Consider the following 15,984-nt stretch of genomic DNA (forward strand, 5'->3'; position numbering starts at 1 on the left):
TTTCTCGAACAGCGTTGTCATATTGGTCCCGCGTGGAATTACTATTATCTATTAAAGTGTTTGGACGAAGAGAAGGACGTCCAATTTCTAGATATGTTGCCAAATGAAGCAGGAGACGAAGCTAGGGTTTTCCAGGATAGATTTTTTGCTACGCGACAAGTTGTTAGAAATCATTTCTGGGATGAATGGCTTGATTTAAATCACTTTTATGAAGGTGCTAATGGCTTCATAGACTTAATAAATAACAATTCGAATGTTGTTGTTGTAACGACGAAGGATGCAGAAACTGTCAGTGCGCTTCTTGAAAAGTACGGTGTGTTGCGTGATGTCGAAATTTTTGATTCGAGGTCATATGACCAATTTGGCTGCAAGTCTTTGTTCATGGATGACTATATAAAACGAATGAATATCAAGAGGGCTCTTTTTATTGATGACTCATATTCTCATCTCGAAAAGTGTAATTGGGTTGAAAAGCTATCTACCATCCAAGCTAAGTGGGGTTATGTTTTTCCTGAGGTTTATGAGGATAATAAAAACGAGGTTCTTAATGCTGCAATGGAGATAATTGGTGGATAAAGATGGAATATCTAAAAAATAAAGTCGTCTGTGTGCTCGTTGTTAAGAATCTTGAAGGTTTGCAAAATAAAATTCGGGCATTAGTTGCTGATGGGTTTGATGTCTTTGAAGTAACTTTACGCACAGACGTAGCTCTCGATGCTATTCGTAGCATAAAGCGCGACTTTCCAAGTTTGAAGGTCGGGGCAGGTACTATATTGAATGTTGAGCAGCTAGATGAGTCGATTTGTGCGGGAGCCGATTTTGGGGTTTCTCCAGGGTTGAATGAACTAATAATTTCGAAATCTAAAGAGCGAAACTTTGACTTTATTCCTGGGGTCGCAACACCCACGGAGATTGAGAGAGCTATTGCCTTGGGTCTCTGTTTGGTAAAGTTATTTCCAGCAAAGCTCTTAGGCGGTGTTGAATATATTCAGGCAATTTCGGGGCCTTATCGTAATATGTACTTCATGCCGACAGGTGGGGTGAATGAGTCCACTGCGAAAGATTACTTGGATTTAGATAATGTTCTTTGTGTCGGAGGGTCATGGATGTTCTAAAAGGGTCTGGTGTGTCGTTATTAAGTGAACGTTTTGCACAGCTTGATTTATCCGACTGAATCAAGATCAATCGTATCAACGTTCGCTACTCTGAATATAGTACTAATACTATCAAGGGCCTGTGGATAGATATTGGCGCCAACAGATATAGAGTCTATTCGATCACCAAAAATCAGTTTTGCAGTGAGTAAAACTGTGCTGCAGCATGATATCAGAACGTCATACTCATTTTGTTCCAAATACTGTTCTAAACAAACGTAATCGTGTTCAATTTTTTTATAGTTTTCCTTGAATAGGCAGTCGTATTCGTCCCTTGGGTGGGCAATATAATGTATTTCAGTCACGCCCAATGAGCTTAACTTATTCTCTATTTCATTCGAAATACGGTGTTCAACTTCCTTTGGCGTTTTACTATTTTTTAGAAGGCACTGACCTACAACCAATGCTTTTCTAGCCCCTATTCGATCCGATTCAGAAGTTTTGTCAGGCAAGGAAATGTATTTCACTTTCGACTTAGGGTAAGGGCTTTCTAGCCCAGAAAAACTATAGGCAGTGCTTACGATGGGAGTATCTGTGCCTATTCGTTCCCCTTCTATAGGATATATGCGTAGTCCAGTGACTCCATAGCTTATGCGCGATGGCCATTTTTTCTTCGCTCTATATTCCCACTTTACGGATGCGTCTTCAGGTGAATAGTTTATCGTACCTTCAGGCACGATTCGAACTTCTATGTTATGACTTTTATTGAGCGTTCCAATGATGACGTTCGTATAAATTAGATCGAGCCGGTTAATGTAAAAAATATTCTTATCGTTTAAGTGCTTTTTGATTTTACTAATGTTTTTATGAAGAGCACGGGCTCTTCGGAAGATACCTCTTGATTTAGTTTCCAGAGGAATTACTTTACTTTTACGTTGCTTGAGGTAGTGGGAAGCTTTCTTGTTAAAACTAAAGAATATGGGGCGATGGATTTTTTCTGTTTCAATAATTTTTAGTGACGCAAAGCATTGAAGTTCAGTGTCAATCAGAAATATATGGCTTGTCATTACGTGTTACCAGCCCGGGAAAGTATTCTAAAGTGTTTAACAAGGTAAGGCCTAGTAATAAGGTACTTCTAAGAAGGGAACCTATGTTTGCCTTTAATCGATTGGTTAAGTAAGTAGATGTTATTTATGCTACCTGTTTAATGCAAGTCGATTATATCAGAAAGTTAAACGGGTCACTCAACTGAGTAAAACGAAAAGAGAGAAAAGAGGGGTAGTACCAAAAGGCCTGTATTTAGTGCTACCCGCTAAGCAAGTTTTGAGTTAGTCTATATCTGCTCAGATTGAAGGGCAATAACAAAAAAAATAGAATAACTTTACCATATTTGAGAAGGTTGCTTAGGCTATGAATTACTCTCTTGATGAAATGGCTGTGTTTGTAGCGGTTGTCGATAGTGGCAACTTCTCCAGTGCTGCGAAGAAAAGTGGTATTCCTGTTTCTACTATTAGTCGAAGAATTTCTGATCTGGAAACACGCTTAAATGTACAGTTACTGTATCGTACCACCCGGCAGCAAAAGCTGACTGATATCGGCGCAGTGTATTATGAACACTGCAGTCGCATGCTTCAGGAGGCTGAAACAGCAGAGTTAGCTGTTCAGAACTTACAAGCCAAGCCTTCAGGAATATTAAGAGTGACTTCGCCTTACGCCTATGAAGACCCATTTATGTCTGAACTGATGGCGAGCTTTATGGAGAAGTACCCCGAGGTTAAGCTTCAGAACCTGGTTAATCAGCGTAAAGTAGACCTGATTGAAGAGAAGATCGATTGTGCGATCATTGCTGGTCATTTGGATGATTCCAGTCTTGTCAGGCGTGGTTTGGGCTCGGCTGTCGTTGTTTACTGTTGTAGTCCTGCCTACATTAAGAAGTACGGTTACCCTGACAGTATTGATGACTTAGGTGGCCATAAATTAGTTCAGCTGGAAATCCCTGAATGGCTTAACCCTGAGCCGGATATACTGGTTGATTTGGTGGAAACACGTCTTGCCACCAATGATATGTTTATGTCTCGTCAGGCTGCCGTCGATGGTTTGGGAATCACCCGTTTACCTCGTGTTCATATCGCCAATGCGCTGGAAAAGGGTGAGCTGGTTGAAGTGCTCCCAGAGTATAACTTTGACTTACCTTTAAGCATCTTGTTCCCAAGCAATAAGCAGTTTACCACCAAACTGCGTGCGTTTATTGATCATATGGTTGAGTTTTCAGCCAAACATGCCAAGTGGGATTTTGGATAATCCCTATTGGCTAGTCAATTTTGAGTTGTGCATGATCCAGTACAATTCCGGCACCTGTTAAGCTTAAGTGATCGTCATCGAAATATAGTGCTTGGCCATCCCTTACTGTCGGACAGTATTCTTCAGAGCATATTGCTTCGAGAGGCTTAATTGCTTTCAGGTTATCACCAAATGGCAAGCTATCTAGTTTCTCAAGGATAAACGCATGACGCTTCATGTATGCATCCACTGTCGTGGTTTTATCCTTGTCATAGGTATAATCATCAACAAAGAGGTAGTTCGGGGTCAGTATCGTCGCGATATGATCTGGTAATTCTGGTATCGGATAGACTACGTAGACCATTTTACCTGCTTTTAATAAGCGACTGATAATCTCATCTAGGCTTTGCCAGTACATTTCCCAAACTTCTTCGTGCGTTTCTTTTCGGAAAGGTTCTCTCAGCCAATTATTGATATCTGGTTTAGATAAAAAACCTGTATATCGGTAGCCTACGATTACATTCTTAATGCTTTGTTCTTGTTCTAAGTAAGCTAGTGTTTCATTTGTCCAATTATGGCAGCCACCTCGTTTGACATTATAGTTCAGCGCGGGTTGGCAGCCACTAAACGACAAGTGACGGTTGCCTTGCTTATGAGGCTCGAGCTTCTTTGCTAAGGCATAAGCAAGTTCTACGGTGTGACTATCTCCAAAAGTAGCCCAGGTGACATTGTCGTTGAAGTAATGACACGATTCTTCCGGGCGCAGGTAGTCTTTCCCTTTGGTGTGGCACTGTTTTCTCTTAGGGTTATGTTCAATCGTTGCATCATATTCGGTGCTAAAACGAAATTGCATGCCGTCAGTTGCGAGTATGAATCCAAAGCCTAATATAGCAATACCTATCCAACGTTTAGCAACCTGGATCATATCCTTGTTTTTGAACTTAGGGCTTCTTCTAAACGGGGTTTCGACATAGCGGTAACTTAGAAAAGCCAGTACGAAGGTTAAAAGTACTGCCAGGATGAATAGTGCTTCAGAAGGTTCGCCTGAGCTCTTCATCCGCAAGAACGCGAACAATGGCTGATGCCATAAATAGAGAGAATAGGAGATGAGTCCTACGGCTACAATTGGCTTTAGAGAGAGTAATTTGCCAGCTAGAGTTTGGCGATCAGCAAATATAATGATTAGGCTGGCACCTATAACGGGTAGCAAAGTATAAAAGCTAGGAAATGGCGTGTCAGCATCAAAGCAAAAGAATGAAGCGATAACCATTGTGAGACCAGTCAAAGACGCTATCTGCCTGACGGGTCTCGTATATGAAATCTGATCAAATTTGTATATGGAAATAATTGAGCCAAACAATAGCTCCCAAGCACGAGAGGAAATTAAATAGAAATTTGCTGCGGAGTCTCCTTTGAAGGCCATATATTGCGATAACAGTAAAGAGGCGAGCGTGAGAGCGATAACGATTGCAGAGAGTGACTTACCTTTACGGAAGGCATATAAGGCTAACAAAGGAAAGAGTACATAATACTGTTCTTCTACTGCAAGGCTCCAGGTATGTAACAGTGGTTTTTGCTCTGCTGCCGTAGAAAAATAATCACTAACGCTATAAAAATGGAAGTTAGAGATGAAGCTGATAACCGTTAGCCCGCTATTGGCATAAGATTTAAAAAGCTCTGAAGGCATCACGACAACGGCAATAAGCGTTGTTACAGTCAGCATGCTAAATAAAGCGGGTAAGATTCTACGTGCGCGACGCTCATAGAAGTTTCTGATCGTAAAAGTACCTGCGTTCAGCTCATCCAGAATGATACGGGTAATCAAATAACCGCTGATAACAAAAAAGATATCGACGCCAGCATAGCCACCGCTAAAACCAAATAGTCCAGCGTGGAAAAGAATGACTGGTAGCACTGCTATGGCTCGTAAACCGTCAACTTCACTTCTATAAAGCATTATGAATCCTGGATCTGATAGGTATTTCAATAAATGGCGGCGATACTAACATACAAAAAAATATGTGGACAAGTTTGGGGCTTGTGTTGTCTTCCTTCACCGTTTATGGGATTGAGTATGTCTTAATAATAGGAACCATTTTATTGCTCTTATGGTAATATCCTTGGCTACGATACTTTCTCTGGGAAACGTCTTGATGCAACAAACCAAAACTTATCCGCCACTTCGTTATGATTCATATTTGATCCAACTATTTCGGTGGTTTGTTAAGCCTTTGTTACCCGTGTCGTGGTTTCGCGACCCCATTCCTGAAACCGAAACTCGGTCAGCTGTTTCAGGTGAGTTTGATCTGGAAATCGTAAGTCATTGCTGGAACTACTCTAATACCTTGAGCTATCAGTTAAGTTCATACGTCAACTACCCACCCAGTAAGTTACGTTTAACCGCAACCGTGTTTTATGCTGAGGAAGATAAAGGTACCAAAGCTGTTTTAGATTACTTTTCTAAGCTAGAGGTGCCAAATGTTACTTGGAATTTTCAGCCGCTAAGTAAGGGAAAACTATTTCGCCGCGGAATTGGTCGAAACATGGCGGCTCGTTCGACTAAAGCTGACTGGTTGTGGTTTACCGACTGCGATATTATTTTCCATAAGAATTGCCTCGATTCTTTGGCTGAAGCACTTCAAGGTAAGAAAGATATTTTGTATTACCCGCGCTCCGAGAAAACAACTGACATGTTGAAAGATGACGACCCGATGTTGCGTAAAGATGCCGAGCCTCAATTAGTTGATATTGAAACCGCGAACTTTAGCTCTCATACTCGTGATAAAGCAAAAGGCGCTTTTCAGATTGTACATGGTGATGTAGCTCGGGCGATTGGCTATTGTGAAAAAATAAGAATCTTCCAGACCGAAACGCTAACCTGGCGTAAAACTTATGAAGATACAGCGTTCAAATGGCTGATTAAGTCGGAAGGAACCCCTCTAGATATTGATGGTGTCTTTCAAATTCGTCATGTGACGAAAGGGCGTTATGCGCAGGATTCCAATATATCTAAAGTGCGTAGCAAGATCAGACACATGCAAGAATAGCCGGTGCTGACGACGCGATGAAAAACTACTATTTCATATCCTCTCCTTTACACTTTTTTATTGCCTCTAACTTAGCAATTGAAAATCAAGGACAAGAAAACATAGCTGTAATTGTTTCAAAAAACCTGGATTTGGCCAAATCCTTCACTCTAGCGATTGAGCAAGTAAAGGGATTGTTTCAAGAAACCGTTTCTTTAGCGAATGATAAAGGTCTCGGAAAGATACAGCATCGTCGGGAGGTCATGAAACGGATTGATGTTTTGTTTGCTTCGGATTCGAGTAAACAAATTTATACTGGAAATGATCGCCGAGTAGAGTTTCAGTATGCGATGCATGTTGCCAGTCAATCGGGTAGACGTGCGACCGGTATTTACATGGATGATGGTGCGGTGAGCTATATTGGCCACAAATCAATGAATAGCTTCGCTCACCGTTTTCTGGATCCTTTTCTTAAGAAACTCGTATACGGAACCTGGTGGAAGAACGCCCTGACAATAGGCTCTTCTGCTTGGATTTCAAAAGCCTATTTGGCGTTCCCTGAGTATGCTCACCCTCTGTTGCAGGAAAAGAAGCGCTTAGCGCTCAACACAGATTTGTTCTCATCTGATCAATTTAAACAGCTTTCTAAAAGTTTACTTGATGATAGAAAGGTCGATTTAAGCTGTTTCGATGCGATTAAGGTGTTGATTACTTTGCCTCATGAGGCTAGTTATATGAGGCAGCCGGATAGTCTAACAAGTGCCTATAAGCGATTGTTAGAAACTTTCTCCCCTCGTGACATTGGGGTCAAGGCTCACCCGAGGAGTACTAACCTTGACTTGCTCGATGAGATGTTTCCAGGTTCAACCCGTATCGATAAAAATATAGGCTTTGAGCTTATCTTGCCTCTGCTGGGAGATGACGTGCTTGTTTTGGGCGATATCTCGACAACCTTGCTGTCTGCCAAGTGGTTGAGGCCGGATATTCGTGTTGAAACATTAAGCTGTGAGGTGGCTAGTCAGCAAATGAATGACTTATTCAGCGCTCTTGGGATAAAGAAAAGCTATTCATTGGAATAAGCATTAACACTTAAATAATGGATATTGACAGTGAAGAAATATAAAAAGACTTATTGGGGGGCTATCCCAAAAGAGTTTAAGGCTCATGACAATGTGATATTCAAACGCTTTGGGAGGCGGTCAAATTGGTCGAGTGCTACCTCTATATTGGGTTTGAAGGGCGGAGCCTGTGCGAAGACAATGTTTTTCAGCATGCTTGCTCGAACTGTCCATAGCAATCCTGACTTGTTTGAATCAATACCCCCTGTTTCAATTAATTGGTCGGAGCGTTTTGTCGATGATGGCGATAAAACGCTTGTTGTTGAACATGGCTGGCTACCGAGATCGTCTTATCAAATCTCTCCTCATGGGGCCAATGCACGCAGCCACACTCAGTTTGACTCTGGCGTTGATTATGTTGAGCGCATAGGTCGACGCGATTTAGAGCACTGCAAAGCTCGCGCTCAACACTTCTTGAGGCCTAAAAAGGTTGATATCGCAGGCCTTACTCAAAAGCCTTTTTGTTTATTGCCACTCCAAGGAGGAGAGGACTATAACCTGAAGTTTTCTGATTCTGGTTTTGAGAGCTTGTATGGGCAGAAGGGCGCCAACGATTTATTGGCTCAGGCGCTAATTGATCGGAGTTATGCGGAAGCGCAAGGTGTGAACATTATCGTGACTGAGCATCCTGCTAAAAAATGCCGCTTATCTAATGCTCCGACGTTACCAAAGGGTGTGACATTTATCGAGGCTAAGAAAGGTATCCGTAGTATTGATTTAGCCGCGCATAAAAATTGTGTTGGGGTCGTATCGGTTAACTCTAACTTGGTTCATGAGGCAATGGTCTTAGGCAAGCCTGTTTGTTCTTATGGGCGTTTGATGTACAAGAGTGATGATAAGCCAATGTTTTCGTCAATTGCAGATATGCTGACATGTGGCGAACAAGACCTCAGCCTGGCTGATCAGTATTTAGCGCTATTATTTTTAAGTCAGTGGGAACTCACTGACTTAATGGACCCTATAATTGTGCAGACTTTATTAAACAGCATGGGGAAGGTTTTCCCTTGGGAGTTACGTCGAGGTATTTAACATTGGCTAATGTAAAAGAATATTCTTTTTTACCAGCTTAAAGCTTTTGCCAAGAATCAAACCTCTAATAAGTCTAGATTCAACACCGCTAACTTTACAGCTTCGCGATACTAAGAGTAAAACGTACATTAGCTGGCTTCCCATAATATATAGATAACCTCCTATTTCCGGGTTGCTGGTATATACTGATACGTACTTATTTCGGGTGACAGATGATTAAGGGTATCTTGTATTGAATACTGGTTTCTGGCCGAGCTTTATTGCTCATATTAAATTTACTCTAGCTTTTCTTTTATTGGTTACTTCTATCGAGATGCATGCGAGCTCTGACCAAGCCCGCCACTGCTTCAATTCAGGAGACTATGTCTGCGCCAAAAATATATGGGAGCCATTAGCTTATAAAGGCGATAGCATTGCCCAATTCTATATGGCCCGAATTAATCAGGAAGGTTTAGGTGTCGCTAAGAACATTTCTAATGCGCAGATATGGTACGTAGAAGCCGCTGAGTCAGGCTTGTTGGAAGCGCAAAATAATCTAGCTGTGCTGTATGAGAAAGGTGACGGTTTACCTAGAGATATTAATAAAGCGATAAAGTGGTATACGCTAGCGGCCGAACAGGGCGATACCTCAGCTCAATATAATCTAGCCTTAATTTATTACACCAATGAAGACGTCAAAGACGAAACAAAGGCTAATAGCTGGTTCAAGAAGGCGGCTAAGTTGGGAGACGTTCAAGCTCAGTATAACTTAGCGCTAATGCTCTTAAATGGATTGGGTGTCGAAGCTAAACCGAAAAGGGCTTTGCGTTGGTTGAGACGGGCGGCTGATCATGGGCATATACTGTCTCAGTATCAACTAGGCAGAATTTATCATTCTGGTGAAGTCTCTGGTAAAAACATAGCTGAAGCCATTAGTTGGTATACCTTGGCAGCCGAACAAGGTGATATCGATTCTCAGCTAAGTTTGGCGCAAATCTATTTACAAGATGGTCCTCAACACGACTCGCATGAATCATTTCGTTGGTTTGAAGTGGCTGCAAAATCAGGAAGTGCTCAGGCTCAGTTTCAATTAGGTCGTTTCTATCAAAGCGGTTTCGGTGTTATTAAGAACTTAAGCAAGGCGCAGCAATTGTATCAACAGGCTTGTAGGCAGAGACTTTCTGTTGCTTGTCAGGCTGGCGCTGCGCTGTAAACTTAGGCTCTTCTTGATAGGCATGGCTTGAGCTATAATGCTCAGTTCGCTCATTAGTTAAAATCCCTTTATGTCTTCTTCCTCATCAGAAAATCCCAACGCATTTACCGCTAACGGCCAGAATTATGAGCTTCAGCGTTATCCTGTTGAAAAGCGTAGTCAGTTGCGTGCCTGGGATGCTGCAGACAGCTACCTGCTTAATCTGGTTGATGACATGGCTGGAAGCTTCAAGCAGCTTTGTATCGTGCACGATAACTTTGGTGCTTTGACGATTCCTTTAATGAAATATAAGCCCCTCTGTTACGGCGACTCATGGATGTCATTAGAAGCAACGCGACAGAACCTCAAGAAGAATGCTGAAGCGAATGACGATAATGTGCTGGACTTTGAGTCGGGTCTTGAGTATCTCGTCAAACGAGAAGAGCGCCCAGACTTAATCATTGGTCGAGTACCTAAATCTAAAAGCCAGCTGGCTTATTTACTCGCTGAACTGAATAAGTGGGCACAAGAAGGCTGTACACTTTTACTTGCAGGTATGGATAAGCACTTAAGCAAAGGTCAGTATGAGTTGCTGGAGAAGTGCTTTGGCCCGGCGAGTTTTTTGCCAGGTGTAAAAAAAGCGCGAGTCTGGAGGGCAGAGGTTGATAAATCTCTGGCGTACGCTTCAGAGCAGAATATATTTGAACAGTGCAAGTCTGTCAGCGTTCCCGATTTTGAATTGAACTTGAAGGCTTTACCAAATGTCTTTAGCAATGATCATTTGGATATTGGCAGTCGCTTCTTTTTGGGGCATTACAAGTGCTTACCGGAGGTTTCACAAGTCGCTGATTTAGCCTGTGGGAATGGGGTACTTGGTTTAGCCTACTTACAGCGCTTTCCTAATGCCCAGATGTTTTTCTATGACGAGTCTTTTCAGGCGGTACAGTCTGCGAAACACAATTTGGCGGTCAATATGCCTACAAACCGTGCTGAGTTTATTGCTTGTGACGGCTTGAGCAAGGCTAAGTCTAATTCATTGGAATTGATTCTTTGTAACCCGCCGTTTCATCAGCAAAATACGGTGAGCACTTCGATAGCCCAATCCTTTTTCAAAGAAGCCAAACGTGCATTGAAAACGGGTGGCGAGGTATGGCTCGTGGCAAATCGGCACCTTGGCTACCATTCTGACTTGAAAAGAATATTTGGTAACTTTGAAAATATCGCAGCGAATAAGAAGTTTGTAATTCTCAAAGCTGGGAAGTAAGCCATTCCTTAAAATATGAATAATATTCATGTTTGTGTTAGTCTGGGATTTTATGATCTCAGGTAGGCTGGACTTTTACTTGGTTTAGACTGCAGATCCAAAAAAATAATAAGACTAGTTGGATAATATGGACGCAAACTATTTTTCTAAGCTATCGCTCGCTCTGAGTCAGGCAGGCCTTGCTAGCCCTGTACTGCTTGTCGATAAATCTTTGTTGGATGAAAATATTGCACGCTTGAAAGAAACCCTAGAAAAAGGGTTTGCCTATCGAGTGGTGGCAAAATCTTTACCCAGTATTCCTATGCTGGAATATATACTGTCCGAAACTAATTCCTCTCGTTTAATGTGCTTTCACCTTCCTTTTCTTATACATATTGCAGAGCATAAATGGCCCGTAAAGCCGGACTTGTTGTTAGGAAAACCTATGCCTGTCATGGCGCTTAGAGCTTTCTATCAGTGGTATGAGAAGCAAGGTGAGCCGCTAGACTTTGAGCCAGCAGAGCAAGTTCAATGGCTGATTGACTCAAATGAACGCTTGAACGAGTACGAGGCTGTTGCTTTAGAGTCAGGGCTCAAGATGAAGGTTAACCTTGAGGTCGACGTGGGTTTGCATCGTGGTGGCTTTGCTGACATGAGTGAGTTTAGGTCTTGTCTAGAGCGTATTAAACAATCTGATTTATTGAGCCTTAGCGGACTAATGGGTTACGACTACCACGTTGCCAAGGCGCTTAATATTTTGGAAGGAAGGGCTGTCGTGGCTCGTGCTGCAAAAAGTAGCTATCAGCGTTTTGTTAATGTGGTTGACGAAGTATTTGGTTCTCATGAAGGGCTATGTTTAAACGCAGGGGGAAGCCCAACTTATTCCTTGTATCAGCAAGGCGATTTTAGGAATGAATTAGCAGTTTCGTCAGCTCTGGTTAAGCCCAGCGACTTTGATATTCCAACTCTGGAGCATCATGTGCCTGCCGCATTTATTGCTGCCCCCATTTTAAAGGTAATTGAAAAACCAAGTTTGCCCATTGCTTCATCTTTATCTCCTTTTTTGCGGAGTGCGAAGCTGTTACCGAAGAAGGCGTGCTTTATTTATGGTGGCAATTGGCTTGCTGATCCGTGCTATCCAGAAGGCTCTGAACGAGTGAAGTTGTACGGTTGCTCAAGCAATCAGGAAATGTATTCGCTTGCAGAGTCTTCTGAGCTAAAGCCTAACGACTATATGTTCTTCCGGCCCAGACAAAGTGAAGCCTTGTTTCTCCAGTTCGGGCAAATAGCTGTCTATGATCAGGGAAAGATTGTTGCTTGGTGGTCTGTATTTGATACCTCAAAAACACCTCGCTGGGAGCAATAGTTGTAGTGATGGGTATTTTCTTTATTCTCGTTTTACTCAGCTTTCCCGCTGTGTTGATTGTCGCTGCTCAGCGCTGGGCCATTCTCGACAAGCTGGGTGTCGTGGTGTTGGCTTTTGCCTCGGGTATTGTGCTATCGGGTTTCAATATCCAGAACTACTTGCCCGGTAGCGATGTGCTCTCGATCCAAACTCAGGTAACTGAAGTCGCCATAGCCTTGGCAATTCCAATGCTGGCTTTTTCAATGGATATTAAGTCTGCTTTTCACTTGGCTGGGCCAACGATTAAAGCCATGATTCTAGCATTGTTTAGCGTGATGATTATCACGACGATTCTGTCTTTACTGTTTGATGGGCGAATAGAGCATTTGTGGCAAGTTGCTGGATTAGCGGTCGGCGCGTATACCGGAGGAGGCCCGAATATGGCGGCTATTAGTGCGGCAATTGAAGGTGAGCAGTCGGTGTTTATTACGATGACCAGCTATGATATTTTGCTGTCGGCCTTATATCTATTATTTGTTGTGAGCCTCGCAAAACCGCTGTTTAGCCGGTTTTTAAAAGCCTTCAATGAAAGCGAAAAGTTGCCCTTGAATAGCACGTCGGGTGGGGGGCTCTTTGATCACTTGAGTGATGAAAGTTCACATGCCTATAAGCAGCTAGTGAGCAAAGAAAATGTTTTAAATGTTGCCTCTGTACTCGGCTTTGCAGTGTTGGCATTGGTTATTGGTATAGGCCTTTCTCAGTTGTTCCCGAAAAGTATGTCTTCAGTAGTGACGATAGTGGCGATTACGAGTGCTGGTCTGGGCTTGTCATTTTTTCCTCAGGTAAAGCGTTTGAAGCAGAGCTTTCATTGCGGCATGTATTTGGTGCTAGTGTTTTGTTTTACCATGGGCACAATGACCAACTTGGAAATTCTAAGTGCTCTGAATGTAGAGTTATTTCTCTTTATCGCCTTGTTATTGGTTGGCACGTTAATTCTGCATGCTAGTTTATGCAAGCTATTTAAAGTCGATACAGATACCTTCTTGATTAGTTCGGCCGCAGCCATCATGTCGGTGCCATTTATACCCGTCGTGGCGGGTGCTTTGAAGAATAAATCGCTAATAGTCCCAGGTTTCGCCGCTGCAATTCTTGGCTATATCCTGGGTAACTATTTAGGGATTACGCTCGCCTACTTGATACGCTGGTTGAGCTCTTAAAGTAAATCGTTGCCTACCAACTCCAGGACAGTCCAATATCAACTGATAAGCCAGAATCCGCTAGGCCGTTTTCAACGTTATATAGTGATGCGACGGTATTTTTCTGATCAAAAATATTATTCACGTTTATATACATAGCACGTTCGCCTTCGCCTGATTTAGAGTCGAAGTGTTTAAGAAGGCTGAGGTCAGTACGAAAATAATCATCTGCATCCTCTGGCGCAATTTGCGTCACCTCTAGCGTTGTCGGGTTTGTCGAGGTTATATAGTCACCCTCACTATAGTTGAGCATTGCTCTTTGTTTGATTGATAGCTCGATATTGCTATCAGCAAGTAGGTAGTTACCCTGAAGTGTAAAAATCCACTGTGGGAAAGCTAAATAATCACTATTGAGTTCTTTATTCTCGCTTCGAACATAGCTACTGCTGCCAACTAACTCAAACCTCTTGAACTGTTTTCGACCAGAAAGCTCAACACCATAAGACTCATTTCTACCTGTGTTGAAATATTTCTGAGAAGAGCCCGTTGTTGGCACTAAAACGATGCCTTCTTTCCAGCGACTTGAAAACAGAGTTAACTCTGTAGAATAGTCATTAGCGAGAAAATGATTGACCCACTCAATCGTATCAATTTCCTCTGGTTTGATGCTCTCGTTTGCTTCAATTGCCTGAACAGAGCCAAATCTCTCAATTGCTGTGGGCGCTCTAAAAGCGTGGCCGTAAAGAAGCTTGGAGCTATAGTTTTCATTGACTTTGACAATGAGCCCTGCTCTTGGCGAAAGGTGAGAGCCGACATCTGAGTAATCGTCTGCTCTGAGACCATAGACAGCATGCAGTTTGTCATTAAATAAGCCTGTCTTGGCTTGGAATAGTGCATACCTAATGTGTCGTTTAGAATTCTTATAAGGGTTGTCTTGATCAACAAGGGTGCTGCCATTTAAGTCGATCCGGGAGTAGTTGCTACCGTTGACGATAAATCGGTCATAACCAGCACCGAGAACCCATTGCGTTGAGGCTTCAGGCGATTTGCCTTTTAACTGAAGTTTCGCGCCACTACGTTGCTCATTTGTAGATTGATAGAGTGTGTGAGGGCAGTAAAGAGGGTTATTGGTCGTATTGGTTCCATCTTTACAGTCAAAAGAAGTGATTGGTATATCGTTAGGCGCGTACACGAGGCTTATCGGGTAGCGTGCATTGTCAAATGACCATTCTTGCTTACTCTGCCAATGATAGATTTGAGTGCCCAGTTCAATGCTATCGCTAAGCTGGTAATCGTAAGATAAGCTTGCGAGCCAGAAGCTGGAATCTTGCCCTGAATGTTCCCGATCTTCAGTTAAGCTGGTAGATTGCACGTCAAAATTATCATCAATACGGGTAAAGAACTGGGTGCCGGTGCTTGGAAAACCAGATGCCAAATAGTTTGCGTAGTATGAAAAAAACTCGACACGTCCTGTATCGACTTTGCCAGCGCTCAATTTTATAAAGCCACTTTGATCACGATAGGCATAGTGTCTTTCGGAGTTATAGAGCAAACCGTCATCAGGATCGGTGTAGCGATAGTTCAAGTTTTGATCGCTCTGTCGGGCAAATGCTAAGCCGGCATTGAGTATGCTATCTTCGAATGTCTGTGCGACAAATAGAGAGGCTTTGGTATAACCATCACTGCCTACTTTACTTCTAATCTGGGTCTCATCTTTATTAGAGTCTTTGAGTTGTCGAGCAATTACACCATGAAAAGCATCGCTTCCATAGAGTGTACTGCCGGGCCCTCTAACCATTTCTATACGGCTTAAATGATCAAGATTGATAATCGGTTTATCATACAACGAGGTCGCATAAGTGTAGCTGTTTAAGGGGACGCCATTTAAAGTGTTGGCAATGCCGCGCACCGATAGCTCTGTAGTGAAGCCGCGAATTGCTATTGCTTCGGCACCACCCCAAGTAGGGTAACTTGCCACGGAAGGAACACTTTCCAGCACATCACTTAAGCGTTTTGCTCCTGTTTTTTGCCAGTCATTTTCGGTCAGAAGAGATACGCTAGACGCTGCGTCCAGCTCTGACTCTTCAAATACTGATGCAACAGTTACTTTGAGGTTCATTAAGTCCTGAATGGACATTTGGACTGTGTGATCGAGATAATGAGGTAATGTATAAAGCGGCACCACTACATGATATTGGGAAGATCGCTATCCCTGATCATATCCTTAACAAGCCTGGTAAGCTAACACCTCAAGAGTGGGAGGTTATGCAGTCTCATGCCCAGATCGGTTACGATATACTTTCGACGTCTGACTTAGAGGTCTTGCGAGCGGGCGCGCTCATTGCAGGTGGGCATCACGAGAACTGGGACGGTTCAGGCTATCCAAACGGTATTGCGGGTGAAGATATTCATATCTTTGCGCGAATTGCTTCGGTGGCAGATGTGTTCGATGCGCTGGTGAATCGTCGATGCTATAAACAAG

At 42.8% G+C, this 15,984-nt stretch carries 14 protein-coding genes; 11 read left to right on the forward strand and 3 right to left on the reverse strand.

Features of this window, described 5'->3' with window-relative positions:
• Nucleotides 1-576 (forward strand): hypothetical protein (locus A3761_RS27570; RefSeq protein ID WP_197472995.1); only part of this gene is annotated, 576 nt, incomplete at its 5' end.
• A gap of 2 nt (nucleotides 577-578) precedes the next feature.
• On the forward strand, nucleotides 579-1,115 hold the full coding sequence (eda, locus tag A3761_RS09195; RefSeq protein ID WP_068507735.1) for a bifunctional 4-hydroxy-2-oxoglutarate aldolase/2-dehydro-3-deoxy-phosphogluconate aldolase: 537 nt from the start codon (nucleotides 579-581) through the stop codon (nucleotides 1,113-1,115).
• A 47-nt stretch (nucleotides 1,116-1,162) separates the two neighbouring features.
• Here eda and A3761_RS09200 read toward each other — a convergent pair whose 3' ends face one another.
• Nucleotides 1,163-2,161 (reverse strand): polysialyltransferase family glycosyltransferase, encoded by a 999-nt coding sequence (locus A3761_RS09200; protein WP_068507737.1) that lies wholly within the window; start codon nucleotides 2,159-2,161, stop codon nucleotides 1,163-1,165.
• Nucleotides 2,162-2,504: 343 nt separating this feature from the next.
• Between A3761_RS09200 and A3761_RS09205 the strand changes: the two genes are divergently transcribed.
• Nucleotides 2,505-3,395, forward strand: coding sequence for a LysR family transcriptional regulator (locus A3761_RS09205; protein WP_068507739.1), 891 nt, complete (start codon nucleotides 2,505-2,507; stop codon nucleotides 3,393-3,395).
• A gap of 10 nt (nucleotides 3,396-3,405) precedes the next feature.
• Here the strand turns inward: A3761_RS09205 and A3761_RS09210 are convergent, their stop codons facing one another.
• Nucleotides 3,406-5,331, reverse strand: a complete 1,926-nt coding sequence (locus A3761_RS09210) for an acyltransferase family protein (protein ID WP_068507741.1) — start codon at nucleotides 5,329-5,331, stop codon at nucleotides 3,406-3,408.
• 196 nt (nucleotides 5,332-5,527) lie between these two features.
• On the opposite strand from A3761_RS09210, the gene A3761_RS09215 reads away from it, so the two are divergent.
• From A3761_RS09215 to A3761_RS09245, 7 genes are all read left to right on the forward strand, one after another.
• Nucleotides 5,528-6,421, forward strand: coding sequence for a glycosyltransferase family A protein (locus A3761_RS09215; protein WP_068510881.1), 894 nt, complete (start codon nucleotides 5,528-5,530; stop codon nucleotides 6,419-6,421).
• A gap of 17 nt (nucleotides 6,422-6,438) precedes the next feature.
• Nucleotides 6,439-7,479: a polysialyltransferase family glycosyltransferase gene (locus A3761_RS09220; RefSeq protein WP_068510878.1), complete on the forward strand. Its 1,041-nt coding sequence runs from the start codon at nucleotides 6,439-6,441 to the stop codon at nucleotides 7,477-7,479.
• Between the two features lie 30 nt (nucleotides 7,480-7,509).
• Nucleotides 7,510-8,547 (forward strand): hypothetical protein, encoded by a 1,038-nt coding sequence (locus A3761_RS09225; protein WP_068510876.1) that lies wholly within the window; start codon nucleotides 7,510-7,512, stop codon nucleotides 8,545-8,547.
• 232 nt (nucleotides 8,548-8,779) lie between these two features.
• Nucleotides 8,780-9,739, forward strand: coding sequence for a tetratricopeptide repeat protein (locus tag A3761_RS09230; RefSeq protein WP_068510874.1), 960 nt, complete (start codon nucleotides 8,780-8,782; stop codon nucleotides 9,737-9,739).
• A 70-nt stretch (nucleotides 9,740-9,809) separates the two neighbouring features.
• On the forward strand, nucleotides 9,810-10,982 hold the full coding sequence (locus A3761_RS09235; protein WP_068510872.1) for a methyltransferase: 1,173 nt from the start codon (nucleotides 9,810-9,812) through the stop codon (nucleotides 10,980-10,982).
• A 127-nt stretch (nucleotides 10,983-11,109) separates the two neighbouring features.
• The gene (locus A3761_RS09240) at nucleotides 11,110-12,327 is read left to right on the forward strand and encodes an alanine racemase (protein WP_068510870.1); all 1,218 of its coding nucleotides are present in this window, start codon (nucleotides 11,110-11,112) and stop codon (nucleotides 12,325-12,327) included.
• 8 nt (nucleotides 12,328-12,335) lie between these two features.
• A complete protein-coding gene (locus tag A3761_RS09245; RefSeq protein ID WP_068553504.1) occupies nucleotides 12,336-13,523 on the forward strand; it encodes a DUF819 family protein in 1,188 nt (395 codons plus the stop codon).
• Nucleotides 13,524-13,536: 13 nt separating this feature from the next.
• Here A3761_RS09245 and A3761_RS09250 read toward each other — a convergent pair whose 3' ends face one another.
• On the reverse strand, nucleotides 13,537-15,621 hold the full coding sequence (locus A3761_RS09250) for a TonB-dependent receptor (protein ID WP_068509502.1): 2,085 nt from the start codon (nucleotides 15,619-15,621) through the stop codon (nucleotides 13,537-13,539).
• A gap of 47 nt (nucleotides 15,622-15,668) precedes the next feature.
• Here A3761_RS09250 and A3761_RS09255 point away from each other — a divergent pair.
• Nucleotides 15,669-15,984: HD-GYP domain-containing protein (locus A3761_RS09255; protein WP_156491777.1), on the forward strand; the 316-nt coding region annotated here is incomplete at its 3' end.

The sequence above is a fragment of the Oleiphilus sp. HI0123 genome (assembly GCF_001635315.1).

What these genes read in the sequence shown, in the direction of transcription:
- A3761_RS09240 (WP_068510870.1), top strand. Translation starts at nt 11,110, where the DNA reads ATGGACGCAAACTATTTTTCTAAGCTATCGCTCGCTCTGAGTCAGGCA.
- A3761_RS09245 (WP_068553504.1), top strand. Translation starts at nt 12,336, where the DNA reads ATGGGTATTTTCTTTATTCTCGTTTTACTCAGCTTTCCCGCTGTGTTG.
- A3761_RS09205 (WP_068507739.1), top strand. Translation starts at nt 2,505, where the DNA reads ATGAATTACTCTCTTGATGAAATGGCTGTGTTTGTAGCGGTTGTCGAT.
- A3761_RS09200 (WP_068507737.1), bottom strand. Translation starts at nt 2,161, where the DNA reads ATGACAAGCCATATATTTCTGATTGACACTGAACTTCAATGCTTTGCG.
- A3761_RS09250 (WP_068509502.1), bottom strand. Translation starts at nt 15,621, where the DNA reads ATGAACCTCAAAGTAACTGTTGCATCAGTATTTGAAGAGTCAGAGCTG.
- A3761_RS09210 (WP_068507741.1), bottom strand. Translation starts at nt 5,331, where the DNA reads ATGCTTTATAGAAGTGAAGTTGACGGTTTACGAGCCATAGCAGTGCTA.
- eda (WP_068507735.1), top strand. Translation starts at nt 579, where the DNA reads ATGGAATATCTAAAAAATAAAGTCGTCTGTGTGCTCGTTGTTAAGAAT.
- A3761_RS09215 (WP_068510881.1), top strand. Translation starts at nt 5,528, where the DNA reads ATGCAACAAACCAAAACTTATCCGCCACTTCGTTATGATTCATATTTG.
- A3761_RS09235 (WP_068510872.1), top strand. Translation starts at nt 9,810, where the DNA reads ATGTCTTCTTCCTCATCAGAAAATCCCAACGCATTTACCGCTAACGGC.
- A3761_RS09220 (WP_068510878.1), top strand. Translation starts at nt 6,439, where the DNA reads ATGAAAAACTACTATTTCATATCCTCTCCTTTACACTTTTTTATTGCC.